The following is a 23,283-nucleotide window of genomic DNA, read 5'->3' on the forward strand; positions in this document are numbered from 1 at the left end:
GAACGGAGTGAACAGTAACGAATTTTCTCCAAAGTTCATCTGTTTTTGCACATTCTTCTTGACAAAAAAGTCTCAAATGATACACTTTTGAATGTATTATTTTTCAAAAAAAGGAAGAACTAATATAGGAAAGCTTTTTTACGAAAGGAAGGAATTTTTAAAATGCGTTCATTGGCAGTTTATTTAAAAAACTACAAAAAAGAAAGCATCCTTGCGCCATTTTTTAAATTTCTGGAGGTTGTATTTGACCTGATCGTGCCTATCATCATTGCACAGATCATTGATGTAGGTATTGCAAACCACGACAACGGATACATTGTCCAGAGATTTTCTATTCTTATACTAATGGCGGCTCTTGGTCTTGCCAGTACCATCACAGCTCAGTTCTTTGCAGCCAAAGCCAGCGTGGGCTTTGCCACTAAATTAAGACAGGCAGTTTATGACCATGTACAGCGTCTGTCCTTTACAGAGCTGGATACCCTGGGAACAGACACCCTGATCACAAGACTTACCGACGATATCAATCAGGTCCAGAACGGACTGAACATGGGGCTTCGTCTTCTTCTTCGAAGTCCGTTTATCGTACTTGGATCCATGGTCATGGCATTTACCATTGACTTTAAATGTGCCCTGGTTTTTGCTGTTGCGATCCCGTTTCTGTTTCTGGTTGTCTTTGTCATTATGTTTCTCAGTATTCCTCTGTTTAAAAAGGTACAGGGAAAACTGGACACAGTAACCGGACTGACCAGAGAAAACCTTACAGGTGTCCGCGTTATCCGTGCATTCTGCCGTGAAAAAGAGGCAGTTGCAGAATTTGATACCCGCAATCAGGAACTGACAAAGTTAAATCTCTTTGTAGGAAAGCTTTCCGCTTTGTTAAATCCGGTCACCTACGTACTGATCAACATTGCCACTGTCATCCTGATCCAGAAGGCAGGAGTAGAAGTAAATCTTGGCGGTATGCAGCAGGGACAGGTTGTTGCCCTTTATAACTATATGGCTCAGATGATCGTGGAACTGATCAAGCTTGCCTCCCTGATCATCACCCTGAACAAATCCGCAGCCTGCGCAGGGCGTGTGGCAGATATTCTGAAAGTGAAATCTACTATGAACTACCCGTCTTCCTCCGCATATTCCGCTCAGACATCGAAGGGCTTTGCAACAGCAACTGCTGATGCATCACTTTCTGAAACTTCCATCGCATTCAATGACGTAACCTTTGAGTACAGCGGTGCTGGTGCCCCCAGCCTTTCCCACATCAGTTTTTCAGTAAAGAAAGGCCAGACAGTAGGTATCATCGGTGGTACAGGAAGCGGAAAAACCACTCTGGTAAATCTGATTTCCAGATTCTATGATGCCAGCAACGGAACTGTTCTGCTGGATGGTCAGAATATTGAAAATTACACCAGAAGTGATCTCCGCTCCAGAATCGGCGTTGTTCCCCAGAAGGCAGCCCTTTTCAAAGGTTCTATCCGGGACAATCTGAAATGGGGCCGGGAAGATGCCTCTGATGAGGATCTGTGGCAGGCACTTACCACAGCACAGGGAAAAGAGGTGGTAAAGGGTAAACCGGGACAGCTTGATTTTATGCTGGAACAGAACGGTAAAAACCTTTCCGGCGGCCAAAAACAAAGACTTACCATTGCCCGTGCCCTGGTAAAGAAACCTGAGATCCTGATCCTGGACGACAGCGCCAGTGCCCTGGACTTTGCCACTGATGCAGCACTGCGTAAGTCTCTCAACAGACTTGACTGGAAGGTAACTACATTTCTGGTATCCCAGCGTTCCTCCAGCATTCAGCAGGCAGACCTGATCCTTGTTCTTGATAACGGTACTCTGGCAGGTAAGGGTACTCATGCTGAACTGCTGCGTACCTGTGATACTTACCGGGAAATCTACTTCTCCCAGTTTCCGGAAGAAAGAGCCAGATACTCCTCTGTATCTGCTGGTAATATAATGAAGGAGGTGACTGTATGAGCAGATCAACAGTAAAGGATCCTGCTAAAAGTAAAAGCAGCGAAACCTTTTTTAAAGTACTGCGTTTCATTGGAAGATACCGTTTCCTGTTGATCCTCAGTATCATACTGGCGGCAGTTTCCGTTATCCTTCAGCTGTATGTCCCGATCCTGTTCGGAAATGCCATTGACCAGGTCATTGCCCAACATCAGGTAAACTTCGAAATGATGTGGTATTACCTGTCACGTATCCTTGTAATGGTCATCCTCTCTTCTGCTGCCACGTGGCTTATGAATGTGATCAATAACCGCATGACCTACCAGACAGTAAAGGATATCCGTGCCAAAGCCATCCGACACATTCAGGTACTTCCCCTCTCTTACCTTGACGGACACAGTACCGGAGATATCATCAGCCGTATTATCGCAGATACAGATATTCTGTCTGATGGTATGCTGCTCGGATTTACCCAGCTTTTCTCAGGAATCGTAACTATTATAGGAACTTTGATCTTTATGTTTTCCAAAAATGTCTGGATTACATTGATGGTCACTGTTCTGACTCCTTTAAGCTTCCTGGTAGCCAAATTTATTTCTTCCCATACCTTCCAGATGTTCCGGAAGCAAAGCGATGCCAGAGGACGCCAGACTGCTCTCATTGAAGAAATGATTGGAAACCAGAAGGTAGTTCAGGCCTTTGGATATGAGGAAAAATCTTCTGAACGCTTTGCAAAGGTTAATGAAGAATTACAGGAATGCAGTCTGAAGGCTGTTTTTTACAGCAGTCTGACAAACCCTTCCACCCGTTTTGTCAATAATATTATTTATGCCTGTGTTGCACTGGTGGGTGCATTCATTATCCCTGGAGGCAGACTGACAGTCGGAGGACTTTCCGTACTTCTCTCCTATGCCAACCAGTATATGAAACCATTCAATGATATCAGTTCCGTTGTTACAGAACTTCAGAATGCTCTTGCCTGTGCAGGCAGAATCTTCGATCTGCTGGAGGAGGAACCGGAAGTTGCAGAGGCTTCTGAGACACTGAAAGATGTAAAGGGTGAAGTAGATATTAAGAATGTGTGCTTCCATTATGATGAGTCAAAGAAACTGATTGAGGAATTTAATCTCCATGTAAAACCAGGTATGCGCGTTGCCATTGTAGGACCTACCGGATGCGGTAAGTCAACCTTTATCAACCTTCTGATGAGATTCTATGATGTAAATTCCGGATCTATTTCCGTTGACGGCAAACCGATCAGAGACATTACCCGCCATTCTCTGAGAAGCAGCTATGGTATGGTGCTTCAGGAAACATGGATCAAAAACGGAACTGTCCGCGACAATATCTCCATTGGAAAACCGGAAGCTACAGATACTGAAATCATCGAAGCAGCCAAGCTTACCCACAGCTGGGAATTTATCCGGAGGCTTCCTAAAGGACTGGACACCATGCTCAACGAAGACAGCTTAAGCCAGGGACAGAAACAGCTGCTGTGTATCACACGAGTTATGCTCTGTCTGCCTCCGATGCTGATCCTGGATGAAGCCACTTCCAGTATTGATACCAGAACAGAATTACAGATCCAGGAAGCGTTTGAACGAATGATGGAGGGAAGAACAAGCTTTATCGTAGCTCACCGCCTCTCTACGATCCGCAATGCAGATCTGATCCTTGTTATGAATGACGGAAGTATCATTGAGCAGGGTACTCATGATGAGCTGATTGCAAAAGGTGGATTTTACCATACTTTATATAACAGCCAGTTTGCAAAAGTTTCTGAATAAAACAAACCAGATAATAAATCAAAAAGGAACAGCTGTCCATCACGGCTGTTCCTCTTTTTGGTTTTGTAAAATATTTTTTATTTTTATCAGATTGCCCGGGTAGCATCTTTCAGCCATTCTTTTTCTTCTTCGTTCAAATACGGAGAAATCTTCTCATATACCTGTGTATGGTAATCATTGAGAAGGTTACGTTCCCGGACACTCATCAGTTCCGGCACCACTCCATCCAGATCAAAAGGTACCATAGTTAGAAATTCAAAGCACATAAACTGACCATACTCTGTTTTTTCAGCTTTTTTGCAGACCATCAGATTTTCATGACGGATTCCAAATCCATCCTCTCTGTAATATCCCGGCTCATCAGAGGTGATCATTCCCTCCTCCAGCACTGCATTTCCACCCGGAACAATTTTCCATCGGAAGCTATTGGGTCCTTCATGGACATTCAGAAGATATCCTACTCCATGACCGGTTCCATGTTTAAAATCCTCTCCCATTTCCCACAGCGGCTGTCTCGCCAGAATATCCAGATTTACACCGGTACAGCCATGAAGAAATCTGGCAGCTCCCAGATTCAGAGTTCCCCGCAAAACTGCTGTGAAGTACTTTTTCTCTTCCTCAGTAGTCGGTCCCATGACAACAGTACGGGTAATATCAGTAGTTCCCTCTTTATAATGTCCTCCTGTATCTGCCAGAAGAAAGCCGGATGGTTCCAGAGGAATATCCGTTTCGGGTGTTGCAAAATAATGTACAATAGCAGCATGCTTTCCATAGGCAATAATCGGATCAAAACTGTTATCTATGAAATCCTCCTGTTCCGAACGGAATTCATACAGCTTTTCTGCTGCACTTAATTCTGTGATCGGAATCCTTCCAACATTCTTCTTTAACCAGTATATGAACTTTGTAACTGCAACTCCGTCTCTGATATGCGCAATGCGTTCATTTTCCACCTCAACAGGATTCTTCGTTGCCTTGGGAAGAAGTGTAAGATTTTCTTCATCCAGAATCCGGGTATCTGCCGGAATATTGCTAACCAGACGACTGTTGACTTTCTTTTTGCAGAGAAGAACTTTTTTGTCCTTTTTAAATGTTTTCACATACTCATAGATACTGTCATAGGGAAAAAGGGTCACACCATCTTTTTCCAGCGCTTCCAGTACATCTGTCTGAAAGGCTTTCTCATTTGCAAAAAGTCTGATCTCTGTTTTTGTCATTACAAGATAAGAAAGAACCACCGGACAACAGTGGATATCTCCCCCACGTATATTTAACAGCCAGGCAATATCATCCAGAGAAGTCAGTACAAATAAATCTGCACCCTTCTTCTCCATTGCTTTGCGGATTTTTGCGCATTTATCAGCTCTGGATTCTCCTGCCCATTTTATATCCAGCTCTGTAACCGGTTCACAGGAAAGTGCCGGGCGGTTTTCCCATATATCCCCTGCCAGATCGTGATCAACACTGAGAGACACACCGTTTTCATCCAGCATTTTCTCCAGTTCTGATGCCTCTTTTGCACTGACAGTACGTCCGTCAAATCCCAGACACATTCCCTGTGTCAGATTTTTTTTCAAGAATTCATGAACTGTGGGAACTTCCGGCTCACCCATTTTAAATAAAGTAATTCCTGTTCCCTCCAGCTGATCTGCAGCCTGGATAAAATAACGTCCATCCGTCCATAATCCTGCCATATCCTGCATGATCACCGCAGTGCCTGCAGAACCGGTAAATCCTGTGATATATTTTCTGCATTTGAAATATTCACCTACATATTCCGAACCATGGAAATCATCTGTAGGGATCAGATATGCATCAATTCCTGTCTCTTTCATGCGTGCACGAAGTGCTGTTATTCTCTCTTTTACTGTCATTCGTTTTTACCCTTAAGGCTGCTATCTGCAGTCGTTTTGTCATTTTCGCCAAGTGCTTCGTTCATACTTCCCATACGATATCCCAGAATATCCATGGTCACATAAGTGAATCCATACTCCTTAAATTTCTTTGCAATATCCTCTCGGACATTTTTTTCCAGAAGTTTCGGAAATTCCTCCGGCATGATCTCAATTCTTGCAAGTGAACCGTGAATACGGACACGTACCTGATGGAATCCATAGTCAAGTAAAAGCTGCTCTGCTTTCTCAACCATTCCAAGCTTTTCCTCACTGATGGTCTCTCCATAGACAAATCTGGAGGACAGACAGGCAAAGGACTGCTTATCCCAGGTGGGAAGTCCCAATTCCTTTGAGTATTCTCTAATCTCTGCTTTTGTCAGCTTTGCTTCCCGCAAAGGACTTTTAATCCCAAGCTCCTTTACAGCGATCAAACCGGGTCTGTAGTCTCCGTTATCGTCCATATTAGACCCCTCTGCAATATATTCAATTCCATTATTTTTCGCAATATCTCGGATTTTCTCAAACAGTTCCTTCTTGCATAAGTAGCATCTGTTTGGCGGATTCTGAGAAAAGCCTTCGATCTCCAGTTCCTCAGACTGACAGATCACCTGCCTGATTTCCTCTTTCTCACAGAATGCCTTTGCCTCATTCAGCTCTCTTTTTGGAAAAGAACAGGACTGGGCTGTAACAGCAATGGCTTTATCTCCCAATACATCATGTGCTACCTTTAACAGAAATGTGGAATCCACTCCACTTGAAAAAGCAACTGCCACACTGCCAAGTTCTTTTAGATATTGCTTTAAATATTCCAGTTTATTTTTCATAATCTTGTACTCCTGTTTTGTTTCCAAATTTCAAACACACTTAGATTAGTATAATAAATTCTCAATATATTTTCAATGACCATTGTGGTTTTTTTTGTTTTTTAGTATAGTTATGTTACAGAATTATCTACAGAAGGGAATCTATTACTATGCCAGATATTAAATTGATTGGTCTTGATCTGGATGGTACACTGCTTACCACCACAAAGGAACTTACCGAAAATACAAAAAAAGTACTAACCCAAGCTCTTGATGCAGGAATTGAAGTGCTGGTAGCTACCGGTCGTCCGTTCAGCGGGATTCCGAAAGAATTGCAAAAGCTGCCCGGTATTCACTATGCGCTTACCTCCAATGGAGCCCGAGTCCTGGATATCCGTACGGAAAAAGTCATAATAGAACAGCTTCTTCCTCTGGAAAGCGCAATAAAGGCTCTCCGGATCTTTGAGAAATACGATACTCTCTGTGAAATCTATTTCCATGGTCAGGGATATGCAGAAGAAAAAAAATTATCCCAGATCAGCCGTTACCACCACAATCCACATATGTGGGATTATTTCCGCACTACCCGCAAATTTGTACCTGACCTGTGGGAATTGATCCGTCAGGAAGGACAGGCCATGGATAAAGTCCAGGCTCTTTTTGCAGATATGAATGAACGGGAGTCTGCGTGGAACGAACTGACCCAGATCAAAGAACTGGAACCTGTAGGCTCCTTAAGCTACAATATCGAAGTAAATGCTGCCGGTGTAAACAAAGGGACTGCTCTAATCACACTGGGAAAAATGCTTGGAATCCCCAGAGAATCTATCATGGCCTGCGGAGACGGTGATAATGACCTGTGCCTGATCAAAGAAGCCGGTCTGGGCGTTGCTATGGCAAATGCAGAGCCTGCTGTAAAAGCTGCTGCTGATTACATTACCACCTCCAATGATGAAGAAGGCGTAGCTAAAGCCATTGAAAAATTTGCCTTAAAAAAATAGCAAAATAGCGTAAAAAAGATGTGTCTCCTTTTCTGCGGCAGACACATCTTCTTTCTTCTTATTCTACACCGTTAATCTCTACCTCAGCCTCAATATCCTGGGTATAATCAATATCTTCGTATCGGAATCCAAACATATGATAAAAATCTTCCCAGTATCCATCAATGTCACAATATTCCTTTACTGTATCCGTAGTGACCGCTTTCCAGCATTTTTTTACTTCTTCCTGTATTTCAGGCATTAATTCATAATCATCCATGCGGATAAACCCGTTTTCATCTGTCTGAAATCCTTCCGGTGTATAAAGCTTCTGTGTAAACAGTCTTGCAATCTGCTGAATACAGTTTTCATGATTTCCAGCCTTCTTCATAACCTTATAAAGAATAGCAAAATACAAGGGTACAACGGGAATTGCTGCGCTTGCCTGAGTTACCAGCCCTTTGTTTACAGAAATTACTGCGCGGACATCCGGATATGCCTGATTAATCTCAGTCATGGTTTTCTGCAAATGCTGTTTGGCTGTTCCAATGGTTCCATGGTAATAAATCGGATAAGTCAGTTCCGGACCAATATAAGAATATGCTACTGTCACTGCATTCTCAGTCAGTACATCTGCTGCCTTTAATGCATCAATCCAGTCTGCCCAGTCTTCTCCTCCCATAACTTTAACTGTGCTTAAAACTTCCTCTTCAGTTGCAGGTTCCACTGTCTTTTCTGTAATCTGGTTATTTCTCAGATCAAGGCTCTTTTCTGTAAATGCTTCCTCTGTAGTCTTGAGACAGGAAGACCAGGTTTTTCCCTCAGCATCTGTACGTCTGGGTGCTGCCAGACTATAGACTACCAGATCTACTTTTCCCATATCTTTTCGGATCAGTTCAATCGCTTTCTCTTTAATCTCCCTGGAAAAAGCGTCCCCATTAATGGTTTTCGCATAGGCACCTTTTTCTGCTGCCAGATGATGAAATTCTGCTGTATTATACCATCCCGGTGTAGCTGTCCTTCTGCCGTTTGCCTGACGTTCAAACATAATCCCCAATGTGTCAGCGCCACAGTTTTCCAATGCACAGATACGGGATGCAAGACCATAACCTGTAGAACATCCAATGATCAGTGCCTTCTTTGTTCCCTTTACCTCTCCCTGCTTACAGGCATACTCTGCCTGATTTCTTACACTCTCCGCACATCCCTGTGGGTGTGCGGTGGTGCAGATATATTCTCTTACTTTTGGTTCAATGATCATATTTTTTCTCTCCTCAATTTTACAAACCAATTGTTATCATTCCCATCAGATAAATCCGTCTGATTGGTTATACTTTGCCAAATATTTTGATTCTCAAAATATTATAGCAAAAAAAAAGCAGAACGTAAAGCAAAAATATTTCTTTCTTGCCTATGTTCTGCTTTTTAACATTCAGATTTCTCTTTTTTTATTATTTTGCAGTAGTACTTCCAAAGCCTCCATTACGTATTTCTGTAGCATCATCATCTACTGTGATCCCATACTCTACAAAAATGCCCTGCATAAACCCTGTATCTGCGGGAATTATCAGAGTTTTGTTTTCATTAGAATCATTTGTAAGCTTTGCAAAGATGTGACCTTCGTTATCTGAATAGAAATAGTCACTGTCAATGATACCTACTGTATTATTGAGCTGGAGGCGGTATTTAAATCCCAGTCCACTTCGGGGATAGCATTTCAGTACCCATTCCGGCTGCATTTCCACGCGGATTCCTGTAGGAATCTTCACTGTTTCACCTGGTTTCAGAATAAATTCTGCAGGTGCAAAGAAATCATATCCTGCACTGCCTGCTGTTGCTCTCTTTGGCAGATGGATTGCTTCATATATTTTCTCCGCTTCTTTCTGAGACTGTCCAAATGTATCTGTCCAGTCTGCTGTGAAACGTTCTTTACTTACTTTATAAAATTTCGCAATTCGTTTCATGTTTTTCATCATTCCTTTCTCATGTTCAAAACATTCTTTTTGCTTTTCCTGTTCAGCAAAAACAGGCAGTTCAGGTACACCTGAGCATACTTGAACTGCCTGTATATTTATTTCTTATTGGTGCAATACAATTTTTCCCTGACGAAGAGTCTCCGGAACATCAATCACTCTTTGATTGCTGGAACCCTTCCACCTCAGAGAAAGCTCTTTCTTGTCTGCTTCAAATTCACCGTCTACGCAGACATCCAGATACTCTGTAATTTTCTCTCTGCAGATTTCCTCCCAGAGAAAGCCTGTATAAAGCCAGATGGTTTTATCCGGATATTTCTTTTTGATCTCCTTTGCAAGAGCTGTTACCTCAGTAATATTTGCCGGATGCAGCGGATCTCCGCCTGAAAATGTAATTCCACTGACATAATCCTTATCCAGCTCTGCAAAAATCTCTGTACGCTCTGCATCTGTAAAGGGCAGACCGCCATTGGGATCCCAGGTCACAGGATTCTGACATTCCGGGCAACAATGATCACATCCTGCCACCCACAGAACTACACGGAGTCCGTCACCATTCAGCATATCGTCCTTGGTAATATTGTGATATCTCATATTTTACGCTTCTTCCGGTACATCTTTCATGCTGAAGCTGATTCTGCCCATCTTATCCTTACCAAGACAAACAACCTTAACCTTGTCTCCAAGTGTAAGCACATCTTCCACACGATTGATTCTTTCTTTACAGATTTTGGAAATGTGAACCATTCCCTCTTTTCCTGGTGCAAATTCAACAAATGCTCCAAATTCCTTGATGCTGACAACCTTACCTGTGAAGATCTGACCTGCTTCAAAATCAGTAGCAATGATCTTAACCATCTCAGCAGCCTCATCCATGCTCTTCTGATCAACTCCGCAGATAGATACTGCACCTTCATCAGTAATATCAATCTTAACGCCTGTGCGCTCAATGATCGTGTTGATAGTCTTTCCTCTCTGACCTACAACATCACCGATCTTCTGAGGATCGATCTGAATCTGGATGATCTTCGGAGCATATTCTCCTACAGATGTACGTGGAGCTGCAATACATTTCTCCATAACTTCTGTCAATATATATTCTCTTGCTTCTTTTGTACGTCTGATTGCTTCTTCTACGATCGGTCTTGTCAGTCCATGGATCTTGATATCCATCTGGATCGCTGTGATACCGTCATGAGTTCCGGCTACCTTGAAGTCCATATCTCCGAAGAAGTCTTCAAGTCCCTGGATATCTGTGAGAACAATGTAATCATCATCTGTATCGCCTGTTACCAGACCACAGGAAATACCTGCTACCGGTTTTTTGATCGGTACACCGGCTGCCATCAGAGACATTGTGGATGCACAGATACTTGCCTGAGAAGTAGAACCATTGGATTCAAATGTCTCAGATACAGTACGGATCGCATATGGGAATTCCTCTTCGCTTGGAAGTACAGGAACTAATGCTCTCTCAGCAAGTGCACCATGTCCGATCTCACGACGTCCCGGTCCTCTGGATGGTTTTGTCTCACCTACAGAGTAGGACGGGAAATTGTAGTGATGCATATATCTCTTTGAAGTTTCAAATTCGTCAAGTCCGTCAAGCTTCTGTGCTTCTGCAAGAGGAGCCAGAGTTGTGATGGTACAGATCTGTGTCTGTCCACGTGTGAACATAGCAGAACCATGTACTCTGGGGATAATATCTGTCTCTGCTGCCAGAGGACGGATCTGAGTAATGGCACGACCATCCGGACGTTTGTGGTCTTTTAAGATCATCTTGCGGACAGTCTTCTTCTGGTACTGATATACAGCCTCGCCCAGAACTGCAAGCCACTCTTCCTTGTCAGCAAAAGCTTCTTTCAGTTTCTCTGTTACCTGACGGATATTTTCTTCTCTTGTCTGTTTATCGTCAGAGAATACGGCAACTTCCATTTCTGCCGGAGGTACGATTTCTTTGATCGCTGCGAAAAGTTCTTCCGGAACTGCACATGATTCGTAGCTGTGTTTCGGTTTTCCGCATTCTTCTACGATCTTATCGATAAATTTGATGATCTCCTGGTTTACTTCATGAGCTTTATAGATAGCTTCGATCATCTTGTCTTCCGGAACTTCTTTTGCGCCGGCTTCGATCATGATTACTTTCTCTCTTGTGGAAGCTACTGTAAGCTGAAGGTCAGATTCATCTTTCTGTGCCATGGTAGGGTTGATGATATATTCACCATTGATCAGACCAACCTGTGTGGTTGCACATGGACCGTCAAAGGGGATATCGGAAATGCAGGTTGCAATAGCAGAACCCAGCATAGCCGGAATCTCCGGATTACATTCCGGATCAACAGACATAACCATGTTTACCAGTGTTACATCATTTCTGTAATCCTTTGGAAACAGAGGACGCATAGGTCTGTCAATAACACGGGATGTAAGAATAGCATGTTCGCTTGCTTTACCTTCTCTCTTATTAAAACCTCCCGGGATCTTTCCTACTGCATACATTTTCTCTTCGTATTCAACACTCAGCGGGAAGAAATCAATTCCCTCTCTTGGCTCTTTGGATGCTGTTGCTGTGGATAATACAGTAGTATCTCCGTAATGCATCAAAGCTGCACCATTTGCCTGTTTTGCCACACGGCCAATATCTACGGTTAATGTTCTTCCGGCTAATTCCATGGAATAACTTTTGTACATATTCATTCTCCTTTATATAAATTCATTATTATTGTTCATCCAGACTGTATCGCTATGAAAGGATGAGTATGGAAACAGGAGTCCGAAACAACTGAAAAAACTACTTTTACCATAAATTCCCCTGCATTCTTCTGCATCATAGAAATAATCTTTTCAGTAGTCTCGGAAATAACTCCTGCATTCACAGAAAAGCTGCTGCTGACAGCTTTTCCGACTAAAAATGGGGCGGATGGTATATCCGCCCCTTCCGCATACTAATTATTTTCTTAAACCTAATTTTTCAATCAGTGCACGGTATCTTTCGATGTCTGTTTTCTTCAGGTAAGCTAACAGTCCACGTCTCTGACCTACCATTTTCAGAAGACCTCTTCTGGAATGATGATCTTTGTGGTTGCTCTGTAAATGCTCTGTAAGCTCCTGAATTCTTGCTGTAAGAATAGCTACCTGTACCTCTGGTGATCCTGTATCGCCTTCAGTTCTTGCATATTCTTTCATGATTGCTGCTTTCTTTTCTTTTGAAATCATTTTGATTTCCTCCTATTTATATAATATTATTGATTGGACCGCCGCATATTAAGGGATGGTCGGAGTTTCCTGTCCCTGAACATGGGCTGAATTCACCTTGAATAGTATAGCACATTGCCCATGGTGTGTAAACTCTTTTTTTATTTTTCTTTTCGAAAGTATTCCTGACCTTTGACTGCATCCTTTTCCAACTGTTTTTTTAAAGCTTCCAGAGATGTAAATTTCTGTTCAGGTCTGAGAAATTTTTTAAAATCCACCCGACAGTACTTGCCATAAAGGTCTTCATGGCAATCAAACAGATAGGTTTCCACTCCAAGAAATTTCTCTCCTCCTACTGTAGGTTTATAGCCAATATTGGTGATTCCCTGATATGTTCTTTCCTTAAAATACGAAACTGTGATGTAGACACCGTTAGGCGGCATCAGTTTCTCTCCAGAAGGAATCAGATTTGTTGTGGGAAGGAGATATTTATGTCCCATTCCCCGGCCATGCTCCACTTCTCCCTCCACAGAGAAATCCATTCCCATAAGAGCATGAAATTTTTCCATATTGCCTCTGCTCAGTTCTTCCCTGATAAAAGTGCTGCTGATCTTCCTGCGTCCATCCATTTCTTTTGGCAGGATTTCCACATCAAACCCATATTTTCTGCCATATTCTTTCAGCATCTGCGGAGTTCCTTTTCGTTCAAAGCCAAACCGGAAATCCTCCCCGACAGCCACGTAGGAGGCCTGAAGGTCTCCTACCAGAATTTCTTTTATAAAATTTTCTGCTTTCATATGCCGGATCCGGTCATTCAACGGACATTCCAACAGAATATCTACGCCCAGCTTCTCTAGCAGGCGACATCTTTCTTCTTTGGTAAGAATGGTTCTGGAAGCATTTCCAAGAGCCAGCACTACTGCCTGTGCTCCCTCCTGCTTCTGTCCGATAATTTTCTCCACAAGCTTTCTGTGTCCGCGATGTATGCCATCAAACTTTCCAAGAGTTACCGCGCTGTGGGCAATCCTGGGAAAATCATTCTCGATTCTTATATATTCCATTGTGTCTCCTAATTATCGTAATGTCTGGATAATGTCTCAAAACATTTTCACAGGGAAATATAGAAACCGCCTTTCATCCCACTGATAAACTCCGGCAAATGCACCTCCACTGCTACACATTCTGATCCAGCCCTGCTTCTCACATCCGGAAACCACTCCCTGAGGAAGAGGATTCCCATTAGCAAGAAGCCTGTCACCTTCTTCTTTACAGCAAATCCGGGGATATTCTCCCAGGATTTCTTCTATACCCAGAACCTTATCCTGTATAGCTCCGGACTTTACAGCTTCCTCTGCCTGTGCAAGTGTAATGGCATCCTTTAATTCAAATTTTCCCACTTTTGTACGCACCAGAGATTCCATGGCAGCACCGCAGCCAAGCTTCTCTCCCATATCATGGCACAGTGTACGGATATAGGTTCCCTTGCTACAGACTACACGATACCGCACCAACGGCAGATTTATCTCCAGAATTTCAATCTGATAAAAGTGTACAGGCCGTGGCTTTCTCTCCACAGTCTTTCCCTCTCGTGCCAACTCATAGAGTTTTTTCCCATTTACCTTCAGTGCTGAATACATGGGAGGAATCTGAAGCTGTTCTCCAAGAAAGGATTCCGCTGCTTCTTTTACCTCCTTCTCAGTCACAGAAATCTGTTCCGTCTGTGACAGAATAGTCCCTGTCATATCCTGTGTGTCTGTCACTACTCCAAGGCGCATAACTGCCTCGTAGGTTTTCTCTTTATCAGTGATCAGATCCACCAGCTTTGTAGCTTTGCCCAGTGCTACCGGGAGAACCCCCTCTGCGTCCGGGTCAAGGGTTCCGGTATGCCCGATCTTTTTCATATGAAGAATTCCCCTCAATTTTGCCACAACATCATGAGAGGTATACCCTTTTTCCTTGCGGATCACTATGATTCCATCCATCAGCCCTCTGTCTCCTGAAACTGTTTGCATATCTGCCCTGTCACATTATTGATCACATCGTACACGGATCCTTGCAGATCACAGCCTGCTGCACGCATATGTCCGCCGCCGCCAAAGTATACTGCTATCTTGCTTACATCAATTTTTCCGTTAGATCGAAGAGAAACCTTGAAAGACTGCTGTTCAAACTCATAGATAAACATAGCAACCTCCACACCCTGAGTGAGACGAAGCTGACTGACAATACCATCCAGATCCTTACCATCAGCACCGTAGAAGTCCATATCTCTCTTTTTGAGATAGCCAACAATACATTTCCCATCCAGAAGCATAATGCTCTCTGCCAGAACTCGTCCCATAACCTGATTCTGGATATAAGTTTTCTGATAAAAAGATTCATCAATAATCTTACTGAAATTGAATCCTGTTTTCATCAGTTCTCCGGCAATCCGCATGGTATCCGGAGAAGTTGAAGAATACTGGAACACTCCTGTATCATGAACCATTCCTGTATAGATTGGTTTGGCGATCGTGCAATTTATTTTTTCAGGATCCAACAGACTATACAGCACCTCACAGGCAGAGCTTACCTCGCCCCGAATATGATTGATCTGGGCAAATCCAGGATTGCTGACATGATGATCAATACAGGCTGTCTTTTTTGCAGAGTCAAAATAGGGAGCTGCAATGGCCAGTCTGTCCTTTGCGCTCACATCGCAGGTAACAAAAAGGTCATATTCCTTCTCACCATCCAGTTTCATTTTAACCTCATCCATACAGTCAATATGACCAAAAACCGGTTTTGGATGATCCAGATACACATCCACCTGAATCTCCGGCCAGTAGGTTTTCACATATAAATATAATGCCATACAGGAACCGACGCAGTCACCGTCCGGACGAACATGTCCGCCGATTCCCATTGTTTTCACACCATCCAGTATCTCCGCAATATTTTTCATATATTTAACCTCTCAAATTTCTTCCTCATCCTGGAAATTGTCAATATCAGTTTCCTGTTTGTGAGACTGATCTTTCTTTGCAATATCATCGATCAATTTAGACATGGTCACACCATATTCGATGGACTCATCCAGGATGAAACGAATCTCCGGCGTATTCCTCAGATTCATATTATGAGCAAGCTGACGTCGGATATAGCCTTCTGCGCTTTTTAGTCCTTTGATCGTTGCTTCTTTTGCTTCTTTTTCCCCAAGCACACTAATGTATGCCTTACAGGTTTTCAGATCAGGAGCCACTTCCACAGCCATGACAGAAGTCATGGGATGAATACGCGGGTCCTTGATCTCATTACGGATGATGGTGCTCAGCTCTTTCTGAACTTCACCATTGATCCTTGTATTCTTAATACTGTTTTTTCGCATTCAGATATTCACTCCTATTTTATCAGCCGGACATTTCTATCCGGCTGTATCCTGATACCTATCTTGGTACCTCTACCATAATATAGGCCTCTACCTTATCTTCTTCTTTTACATCATTAAAGCCGTCAAATACAAGACCACATTCATAGCCCGTCTTGACTTCTTTTACATCGTCCTTAAATCTCTTCAGAGATGCAAGTTCTCCCTCGAAGATCTGCTCTCCTTCTCTGGAAATACGAACCTTACAGTTTCTCTGGAAGACACCATCCAGAATATAGCTTCCTGCAATTGTACCAATTCCGGATGCCTTAAACAGCTGACGAACCTCTGCATGGCCAATTACCTTCTCCTCAAATACAGGATCCAGCATACCCTTCATAGCAGCTTCCACATCTTCGATTGCCTGATAGATAACTCTGTACAGGCGGAGATCTACGCCCTCCTGCTCTGCCAGCTGTTTCGCTGTAGTATCAGGACGGACATTAAAGCCGATAATAATCGCATTTGATGTAGCCGCAAGACTAACATCAGATTCATTGATGGCTCCAACTCCACCATGGATAACTTTAACAACCACTTCCTCATTGGAAAGTTTGGTCAGACTCTGTTTTACGGCTTCTACAGAGCCCTGCACATCAGCCTTTACAATAAGCGGCAGTTCTTTCAGGTCACTTGCCTGAATCTGGTCAAAGAGATTATCCAGAGACAGTTTACCCTTTGTCTCCTCCAGCAGACGATTCTTGTTTTCTGATACGAATGCCCCTGCAAAATTCTTCGCCTCTTTATCACTGTCAAAGGACAGCAGAATCTCGCCGGCATTTGGAACATCACCAAGACCCAGAATCTCTACCGGCGTGGAAGGACCAGCCTGTTTAATACGTCGTCCCCTGTCATCCATCATTGCACGTACCTTACCGCTGCATGCTCCTGCTGCAATAAAGTCCCCTACATGAAGAGTTCCCTTCTGTACAAGAATTGTAGCAACAGGGCCCTTTCCTTTGTCAAGCTGTGCTTCAATAACCAGACCTCTAGCTGCACGGTTTGGATTTGCTTTCAGTTCACATACCTCTGCTGTAAGCAGGATCATTTCAAGAAGAGTATCAATTCCCTCTCCTGTATGGGCAGAAACAGGTACAAAAATTGTACTTCCACCCCAGTCTTCCGGAATCAGCTCGTATTCAGAAAGTTCCTGTTTTACACGTTCAATATTGGCACTTGGTTTATCAATCTTGTTAATAGCAACAATGATCTCAACGCCTGCTGCTTTTGCATGGCTGATAGCCTCTACTGTCTGAGGCATTACACCATCGTCCGCTGCAACAACCAGAACTGCAATATCTGTAGAATTAGCACCACGCATACGCATTGCAGTAAATGCTTCATGTCCCGGAGTATCCAGGAAAGTAATCTTCTCTCCGTTGATCTCTACCACAGAAGCACCGATATGCTGTGTGATACCGCCAGCCTCACCTCTGGTTACATTTGTTTTGCGGATAGCATCCAAAAGAGATGTCTTACCATGGTCAACGTGACCCATAACACAGACAACCGGTGGTCTTGGAACCATCTTGGATTCATCCTCTTCTTCCTCTTTCAGAAGCTCTCCGATCACATCCACCTTCTCTTCCGGTTCTGCAACAATATCATATTCCAGAGCAATTTCCTGAGCTTTTTCAAAATCAATCTCATGGTTCACAGTAACCATCATACCCTGCATGAAAAGCTTCTTTACGATGGCAGAAGGCTGCATTTTCATTGCCTCTGCCAGTTCGCGGATCGTCATCTTCTCCGGAAGGGTAATCTCCTTAACCTCTGGTTTCTTCTCTTCCTGCTTTGGCTGAGGAGTCGGCTTCTGCAGTGCCTTCGGTAATCTGGAATTCTTGTTAAAGCCTCCCTGATTTGGTCTGCGTCCACCATTGTTCTGGCTCTTGTCGAATTCTTTTTTCTTATTTTTATTCTCTCTGTCGCGCTCTCTCTTGCTGTCCTTGGAAGTCTTGGTCAGTTCAGGTGCAAATACCATGTCATCATTCTTTCTGGTATTCTGGCGCTGTCCCTGCGGACGGCCTTCGCCCTGTGGTCTGCCCTGGTTAAATCTGCCTCCCTGGCTTCTTCCATCTCCCTGCGGACGACCGCCCTGGCGGTTCTGGCCATCTCCCTGGCCTCTTCCCTGTCCAAAACGATTTCCCTGTGGACGGCCTTCACCCTGGAAACGACCACCCTGACGGTTCTGACCATCTCCCTGTGAACGGCCCTGGCTAAATCTGCCTCCCTGGCTTCTTCCATCTCCCTGCGGACGACCACCCTGGCGGTTCTGGCCATCTCCCTGTCGGGAGCCTCTGTTGCCGGCACCTGCACGGTCCGAAGTTGTCTGACGCGGAGACTGAGTTTCTGCTGTCTTTGTCACAGCTGGTTTTACTGTCTCATTTGTCTTTGGTGCCTCCGCTTTTTTTTCAGCTGCAGGCTTTACTGTTTTCTTTCTTGTTTTTCCTCCGTCACTTGCATTCTGTGCATGATAAACACGGATAATATTCTTTTTCTTTTTAGGTGTTTCAGCCTTTTCTCCTTCAAGATTTGCTGTTACAACCTTTTCTTCTGTTTTGGGAGTATCCAATTTCGCAATATGCTCCTTTCCCCTATTATATTTATCTATTTCTGTTACTTCTTTGTTCTGTCTTCCAAGCCCTTTGGCCAGCTCATGTGCCTGCAATTTTGACAATTGCTATACCTCCTTCATGATTGCTTTCGCAAAGTTTTCATCCTGGACAGCCAGGCAGGCACGGAATTCCTTTCCCATTGCCCTGCCAAGGCTCTCTTTATCTGAATAAAAAGAAATCGGAACTTCATAAAAGCTGCACATGTTTCGGAATTTCTTCTTGGTATTCTCTGATGCATCCTCAGCTACAATAACCAGCAGTCCCTTTCCTGTTTTTACTGATTTCTCAGTGGAAAATTCACCGCTTACAGTCTTGCCTGCTTTGGTAGCCAGCCCTATCAGTGACAGTACTCTGTTATTTTTCAATATCCTCCAGCTCCTTCTTCAGTCGCTCATATACTTCGTCCGGAATCCCTGCCTTCAAAGAACGCTCCAGGCCATGATTTTTCATTGCCTTTTCCAGACAGTCCCTGGAGAAACACAGGTAAGCACCTCTACCGTTTTTCTTTCCGGTAGTATCCAGTACAATTTCATCCTCTGTAGTCTTCAGGACTCTTATCATTTCTTTTTTACTTTTCATTTCCCTGCAGCCTGTACATTGGCGCATAGGAATCTTACTCTTCGTTTTCATGATCTGCTGCTTCCTGCTCCTCTGCAAAAGTCTCTTCAGTACCGGACTCTGCTTCGGAAGCATTTTCTGCATATTCGTCACCGGACTCCTCATCCTCATCATAATCATAGAAATCGCCGGACTCTCTTGCCTGGGTTTCACTCTTGATATCAATCTTGAACCCTGTCAGTCTTGCTGCCAGACGCGCATTCTGTCCTTCCTTGCCGATTGCAAGAGAAAGCTGGTAATCGGGTACAACCACCAGTGCTGTTTTATCATCCGGATCTGCCATAACTGCAATTACTTTTGCAGGACTTAAGGCATTCTCAATAAGAATTGCCGGATTCTCATCCCAATTGATAATATCAATTTTTTCACCGCGGAGTTCTTCTACCACAGCATTAACACGGGCTCCGTTCATACCTACACAGGCTCCTACAGGATCTACATCCGGATCATTGCTCCATACTGCGATTTTAGTACGGGAACCAGCCTCACGGGCAATACTCTTAATCTCTACAGTACCATCTCTCACCTCTGCAACCTCTGACTCAAAAAGTCTTTTTACCAGTTCCGGATGAGTTCTGGATACCAGAATACGAGGTCCCTTCGGTGTATCCTTAACTTCCAGGATATACAGCTTGATTCTCTCTGTAGGTTTGAAATGCTCACTCTTAACCTGTTCGTTTTCGCTTAAAACAGCATCTACCTTACCCAGATTAATGCTTACATTCTTGCCCATCACACGCTGCACAATACCTGTTACCACTTCTTTTTCAATTCCATGATATTCATCATACAGTACTCTGCGCTCTTCCTCACGGATTTTCTGCAGAATTACGTTTTTGGCATTCTGTGTTGCAATTCGTCCGAATTCCTTAGACTGGATGGGGACCTGGACGATCCCGCCGATTTCTGCTCTGGATGTGATTTTCTGAGCATCTGTCAGAGAAATTTCCAATGCCGGGTCTTCCACATATTCCACAACATTTCGCTCTGCATATACAGCAAAATCACAGGTTTCCGGATTAATGGTCACATGTACATTGTCCGCTTTGCCAAAATGGTTCTTGCAAGCCTGGATCAGAGACTGTTCAATTGCCTCCAGCAATGTATCCTTGCTGATATTTTTTTCCTTTTCCAGGATATTCAGCGCCTCCATTAATTCTTTGTTCATTTTTTTCTTATCCTCCCGAATTTATCACTAAAACTCAATTGCCTGACGTATCAGAGCCATATCCTTTTTCTCAAATGTTCGCTCCGTGCCATCTTCATCGATTGTCACACTGTTACTGTCAAACGCGGTCAATATACCGCAGAACTCTTTTTGTTTCTCAATTGGCCGGTAGGTACGGACCTCCACCAGTTTTCCCATGTTTCTCTGAAAATCTTTTTCTTTTTTCAACGGTCTGTCCAGCCCCGGAGAACTGATCTCCATGATATAGCTATCTTCAATAAAATCATTCTCATCCAGCTTATCACTGAAAGCTCTGCTTACTGTTTCACAGTCATTCACTGTGATTCCACCCGGTTTGTCGATATATCCTCTCAGATACCAGTTTCCGGCTTCCTTTACATATTCCACATCCACCAGTTCAAATTCATTCTGCTCCACAATCGGCGCCAGAAGCTCTTCTGCTCTTTTCTCATACTCTTCCCGTCTGCTCATTTTCCCACCTGCCTTTCCATTCAGCAAATAGGAGTGGGCTCACGCCCACTCCTATTTCAACAAGTTCTAATCTTTTCCTATTGTAGCACCAATTATGGGGAAATGCAAGGCTTTTCCGGCATTTTCTTTTTATTGTTTCAAATACGTGGCTTTGTGCCTTTGGTATCACGCCTGGAAAGCTTCACCTTATTCAGAGTATATGGTTTGTCATGATACTCAATGGTATACTCCTGCCTGGTCTCCAACATATATGCATGAGATACCCTGTCTCCTTCTGCCAGCTTCATCCCCCGGACACCGATAGATGTTTTTTTCATAGAAGAAACATCCTGTTTCTGGAATCGCAGGAAATATCCCCCTTCGCTCTGAAGGACGATCTGCTCCATCTCATCTGCAGATCCCACAAAAATCAAGCTATCCTCATCTCCCAGCTTGGTAGACACAATCGTTCTTTTTGCCACCTCAAACTCTGCGCCGGACACTAACTTGCACATAGAAGAAGCTGTAACAAACAACAGGGTTGACTGTCTGATCTCCGCCAGCGGCGCCACATAGAGCATTTGTTCTTCCGTACTGTTATAATTGCTCAGATTATCTGCCGGTGTCCCTTTATCCCTGAACCGTACCAGAGGTATATCTGCCACCTTAACACTGTGCATCTTGCCTTTATCTGTAAATATACAGATCTTATCCGTATTCATGCAATGGAATACATATTTATTCTCTGCAGTGGCAGCATCTTTATTTCTCTCATATGCAGATTTATCGATCACTCTCATATAACCAAAACGATCCATCAGGAATGTAACTTCCATCTCTTCCATTTTCTTTTCTTCGTATACGGCTTCCTCTGCATTTTCAATTATTGTACGGCGTCTGGAACCATATTCTTTCTTAATCTGATCCAGATCTTTCATGATCACAGCTGCCATAGAATCATAATTATTCAGAACATCCTCATAGAGAGCAATATTCTTCATGGTTTCTCCATATTCTGCCTGGAGTGCCTCCATCTCCAAACCAATCAGTTTATACAGTCGCATTTCCAGGATAGCCGTAGCCTGTCTTTCTGTAAACTGCAGTGTCTTCGCAGCTTTCTCGCTGGACCTGGACTTAAATTTAATTCCTTCTGTATTTCCCTCAACCAGACATTTTTTCACCTGCTCACGACTTTTGCTGCCGCGAAGGATCTCAATGATCAGATCAATCACATCACAGGCCTTGATCAGACCTTCCTGGATTTCCTTCTTCTCCTGCTCTTTATTCAGAAGTGTGGTATATTTTCTGGTTGTAACGTCAAACACAAAGTCCACATGGTGCTCTATCACCTGCTTCAAGCTCAAAGTTTCAGGTCTGCCATCTGCAACTGCAAGCATATTGACACCAAATGTATCTTCCAGCTTTGTTTTCTTATACAGCATATTGGTCAGGTTCTCCACATCAGCATCACGCTTCAGATCAAGAACTATACGGATTCCTTCTTTGGAGGACTGATTTGAGATATCCACAATATCTGTTGTTTTCTTACTTTCCACCAGAGATGCAATATCATTCAGGAATTTTCCTATATTCGCACCTATCATAGTGTATGGGATCTCCGTGATCACAAGCTGCTGCCTGCCGCCCTTCTGCTTCACTGTCTCTACCTTGCCTCTGACACGGAGTTTTCCTGTTCCTGTCTCATAGATTTTGAGCAGGTCATCTTTATTTACCACCAGACCGCCTGTGGGGAAATCCGGTCCTTTGAGATAACGCATCAGACCTTTGACACTGATGTCATTATTCTTCATATATGCCTTTACAGCATCAACTACCTCTCCCAGGTTATGAGGAGGAATGCTGGTTGCCATGCCAACTGCGATGCCGTCAGCTCCGTTTACAAGAAGATTGGGAATTCTGACAGGCAGCACCACAGGTTCTTTTTCTGTCTCATCAAAGTTTGGCATAAAATCCACAACATTCTTATCCAGATCCTCAAGAAAAACATCCTGTGTCAGTTTTTCAAGTCTTGCTTCTGTATATCGCATGGCAGCTGCACCGTCGCCTTCAATGGAACCGAAATTTCCATGTCCATCAACCAGAGTTTTACCTTTTTTGAAATCCTGGGCCATCACTACAAGAGCTTCATAGATGGAGCTGTCCCCATGGGGATGGTATTTACCCATAGTATCACCTACAATACGGGCACATTTTCTGTAAGGTCTGTCATATCGGATCCCCAGTTCATACATATCATACAGTGTTCTTCTCTGTACAGGCTTTAATCCGTCACGCACATCCGGCAGAGCTCTGGAGATAATAACACTCATGGCATAGTCGATATAGGATTTCTGCATGACCTCCGCATAGTCGGTAGGGATCACATTCTCCTGTTTTGTTTCCATTTATTTCATTCCTC

Annotated in this window: 20 protein-coding genes; 3 read left to right on the forward strand and 17 right to left on the reverse strand. The window is 43.5% G+C overall.

The window, feature by feature from the left end; translation table 11 throughout:
* Positions 1 to 162 precede the first annotated feature (162 nt).
* Together ACTNC6_RS05690 and ACTNC6_RS05695 are read left to right on the forward strand one after the other, a co-directional pair.
* Positions 163 to 1,977 carry an ABC transporter ATP-binding protein gene (locus ACTNC6_RS05690; protein ID WP_441043427.1) on the forward strand — a complete coding sequence of 605 codons (1,815 nt, stop codon included), beginning with the start codon at positions 163 to 165 and terminating at the stop codon, positions 1,975 to 1,977.
* On the forward strand, positions 1,974 to 3,740 hold the full coding sequence (locus tag ACTNC6_RS05695; protein WP_441043428.1) for an ABC transporter ATP-binding protein: 1,767 nt from the start codon (positions 1,974 to 1,976) through the stop codon (positions 3,738 to 3,740). The genes ACTNC6_RS05690 and ACTNC6_RS05695 overlap by 4 nt, the downstream gene beginning before the upstream one ends.
* A gap of 86 nt (positions 3,741 to 3,826) precedes the next feature.
* Here ACTNC6_RS05695 and ACTNC6_RS05700 read toward each other — a convergent pair whose 3' ends face one another.
* Both ACTNC6_RS05700 and larE read right to left on the reverse strand, forming a co-directional pair.
* On the reverse strand, positions 3,827 to 5,614 hold the full coding sequence (locus ACTNC6_RS05700; protein WP_441043429.1) for an aminopeptidase P family protein: 1,788 nt from the start codon (positions 5,612 to 5,614) through the stop codon (positions 3,827 to 3,829).
* On the reverse strand, positions 5,611 to 6,459 hold the full coding sequence (gene larE, locus ACTNC6_RS05705; RefSeq protein ID WP_441043430.1) for an ATP-dependent sacrificial sulfur transferase LarE: 849 nt from the start codon (positions 6,457 to 6,459) through the stop codon (positions 5,611 to 5,613). Before larE ends, ACTNC6_RS05700 begins: the two co-directional genes overlap by 4 nt.
* A gap of 149 nt (positions 6,460 to 6,608) precedes the next feature.
* Here larE and ACTNC6_RS05710 point away from each other — a divergent pair, with 149 nt between their 5' ends.
* Entirely contained in the window at positions 6,609 to 7,439 is an 831-nt protein-coding gene (locus ACTNC6_RS05710; protein ID WP_441043431.1) for a Cof-type HAD-IIB family hydrolase, read from the forward strand.
* A gap of 58 nt (positions 7,440 to 7,497) precedes the next feature.
* On the opposite strand, the gene fabV is transcribed toward ACTNC6_RS05710, so the two are convergent.
* From fabV to ACTNC6_RS05785, 15 genes are all read right to left on the reverse strand, one after another.
* The gene (fabV, locus tag ACTNC6_RS05715) at positions 7,498 to 8,679 is read right to left on the reverse strand and encodes an enoyl-ACP reductase FabV (RefSeq protein ID WP_441034431.1); all 1,182 of its coding nucleotides are present in this window, start codon (positions 8,677 to 8,679) and stop codon (positions 7,498 to 7,500) included.
* A gap of 190 nt (positions 8,680 to 8,869) precedes the next feature.
* Positions 8,870 to 9,382, reverse strand: a complete 513-nt coding sequence (locus ACTNC6_RS05720; RefSeq protein ID WP_441043481.1) for a deoxyuridine 5'-triphosphate nucleotidohydrolase — start codon at positions 9,380 to 9,382, stop codon at positions 8,870 to 8,872.
* Between the two features lie 114 nt (positions 9,383 to 9,496).
* The gene (gene nrdG, locus ACTNC6_RS05725; RefSeq protein ID WP_019162050.1) at positions 9,497 to 9,985 is read right to left on the reverse strand and encodes an anaerobic ribonucleoside-triphosphate reductase activating protein; all 489 of its coding nucleotides are present in this window, start codon (positions 9,983 to 9,985) and stop codon (positions 9,497 to 9,499) included.
* A gap of 3 nt (positions 9,986 to 9,988) precedes the next feature.
* Complete coding sequence (locus ACTNC6_RS05730; protein WP_441043432.1) at positions 9,989 to 12,082, reverse strand: polyribonucleotide nucleotidyltransferase; 2,094 nt, start codon at positions 12,080 to 12,082, stop codon at positions 9,989 to 9,991.
* 258 nt (positions 12,083 to 12,340) lie between these two features.
* On the reverse strand, positions 12,341 to 12,607 hold the full coding sequence (rpsO, locus tag ACTNC6_RS05735) for a 30S ribosomal protein S15 (RefSeq protein WP_019162053.1): 267 nt from the start codon (positions 12,605 to 12,607) through the stop codon (positions 12,341 to 12,343).
* A 140-nt stretch (positions 12,608 to 12,747) separates the two neighbouring features.
* The gene (locus tag ACTNC6_RS05740) at positions 12,748 to 13,647 is read right to left on the reverse strand and encodes a bifunctional riboflavin kinase/FAD synthetase (protein ID WP_441034437.1); all 900 of its coding nucleotides are present in this window, start codon (positions 13,645 to 13,647) and stop codon (positions 12,748 to 12,750) included.
* A gap of 36 nt (positions 13,648 to 13,683) precedes the next feature.
* Complete coding sequence (gene truB / locus ACTNC6_RS05745) at positions 13,684 to 14,568, reverse strand: tRNA pseudouridine(55) synthase TruB (protein ID WP_173743849.1); 885 nt, start codon at positions 14,566 to 14,568, stop codon at positions 13,684 to 13,686.
* Positions 14,568 to 15,530: a DHH family phosphoesterase gene (locus ACTNC6_RS05750; RefSeq protein WP_441034441.1), complete on the reverse strand. Its 963-nt coding sequence runs from the start codon at positions 15,528 to 15,530 to the stop codon at positions 14,568 to 14,570. The genes truB and ACTNC6_RS05750 overlap by 1 nt, the downstream gene beginning before the upstream one ends.
* 12 nt (positions 15,531 to 15,542) lie before the next feature.
* Entirely contained in the window at positions 15,543 to 15,953 is a 411-nt protein-coding gene (gene rbfA, locus ACTNC6_RS05755) for a 30S ribosome-binding factor RbfA (RefSeq protein ID WP_019162057.1), read from the reverse strand.
* A gap of 58 nt (positions 15,954 to 16,011) precedes the next feature.
* The gene (infB, locus tag ACTNC6_RS05760) at positions 16,012 to 18,669 is read right to left on the reverse strand and encodes a translation initiation factor IF-2 (RefSeq protein ID WP_441043433.1); all 2,658 of its coding nucleotides are present in this window, start codon (positions 18,667 to 18,669) and stop codon (positions 16,012 to 16,014) included.
* Positions 18,670 to 18,672: 3 nt separating this feature from the next.
* A complete protein-coding gene (locus ACTNC6_RS05765; RefSeq protein ID WP_019162059.1) occupies positions 18,673 to 18,972 on the reverse strand; it encodes a L7Ae/L30e/S12e/Gadd45 family ribosomal protein in 300 nt (99 codons plus the stop codon).
* On the reverse strand, positions 18,962 to 19,237 hold the full coding sequence (rnpM, locus tag ACTNC6_RS05770) for an RNase P modulator RnpM (protein WP_019162060.1): 276 nt from the start codon (positions 19,235 to 19,237) through the stop codon (positions 18,962 to 18,964). Before rnpM ends, ACTNC6_RS05765 begins: the two co-directional genes overlap by 11 nt.
* On the reverse strand, positions 19,221 to 20,393 hold the full coding sequence (nusA, locus tag ACTNC6_RS05775) for a transcription termination factor NusA (protein ID WP_441034446.1): 1,173 nt from the start codon (positions 20,391 to 20,393) through the stop codon (positions 19,221 to 19,223). The genes rnpM and nusA overlap by 17 nt, the downstream gene beginning before the upstream one ends.
* A gap of 27 nt (positions 20,394 to 20,420) precedes the next feature.
* Positions 20,421 to 20,885 (reverse strand): ribosome maturation factor RimP, encoded by a 465-nt coding sequence (rimP, locus tag ACTNC6_RS05780; protein WP_026076997.1) that lies wholly within the window; start codon positions 20,883 to 20,885, stop codon positions 20,421 to 20,423.
* A gap of 137 nt (positions 20,886 to 21,022) precedes the next feature.
* Complete coding sequence (locus ACTNC6_RS05785) at positions 21,023 to 23,269, reverse strand: DNA gyrase/topoisomerase IV subunit A (RefSeq protein ID WP_173743853.1); 2,247 nt, start codon at positions 23,267 to 23,269, stop codon at positions 21,023 to 21,025.
* Positions 23,270 to 23,283: the final 14 nt, after the last annotated feature.

The organism is Blautia sp. HCP3S3_C4, assembly GCF_052064095.1.
Classification (GTDB): Bacteria; Bacillota; Clostridia; order Lachnospirales; family Lachnospiraceae; genus Blautia_A.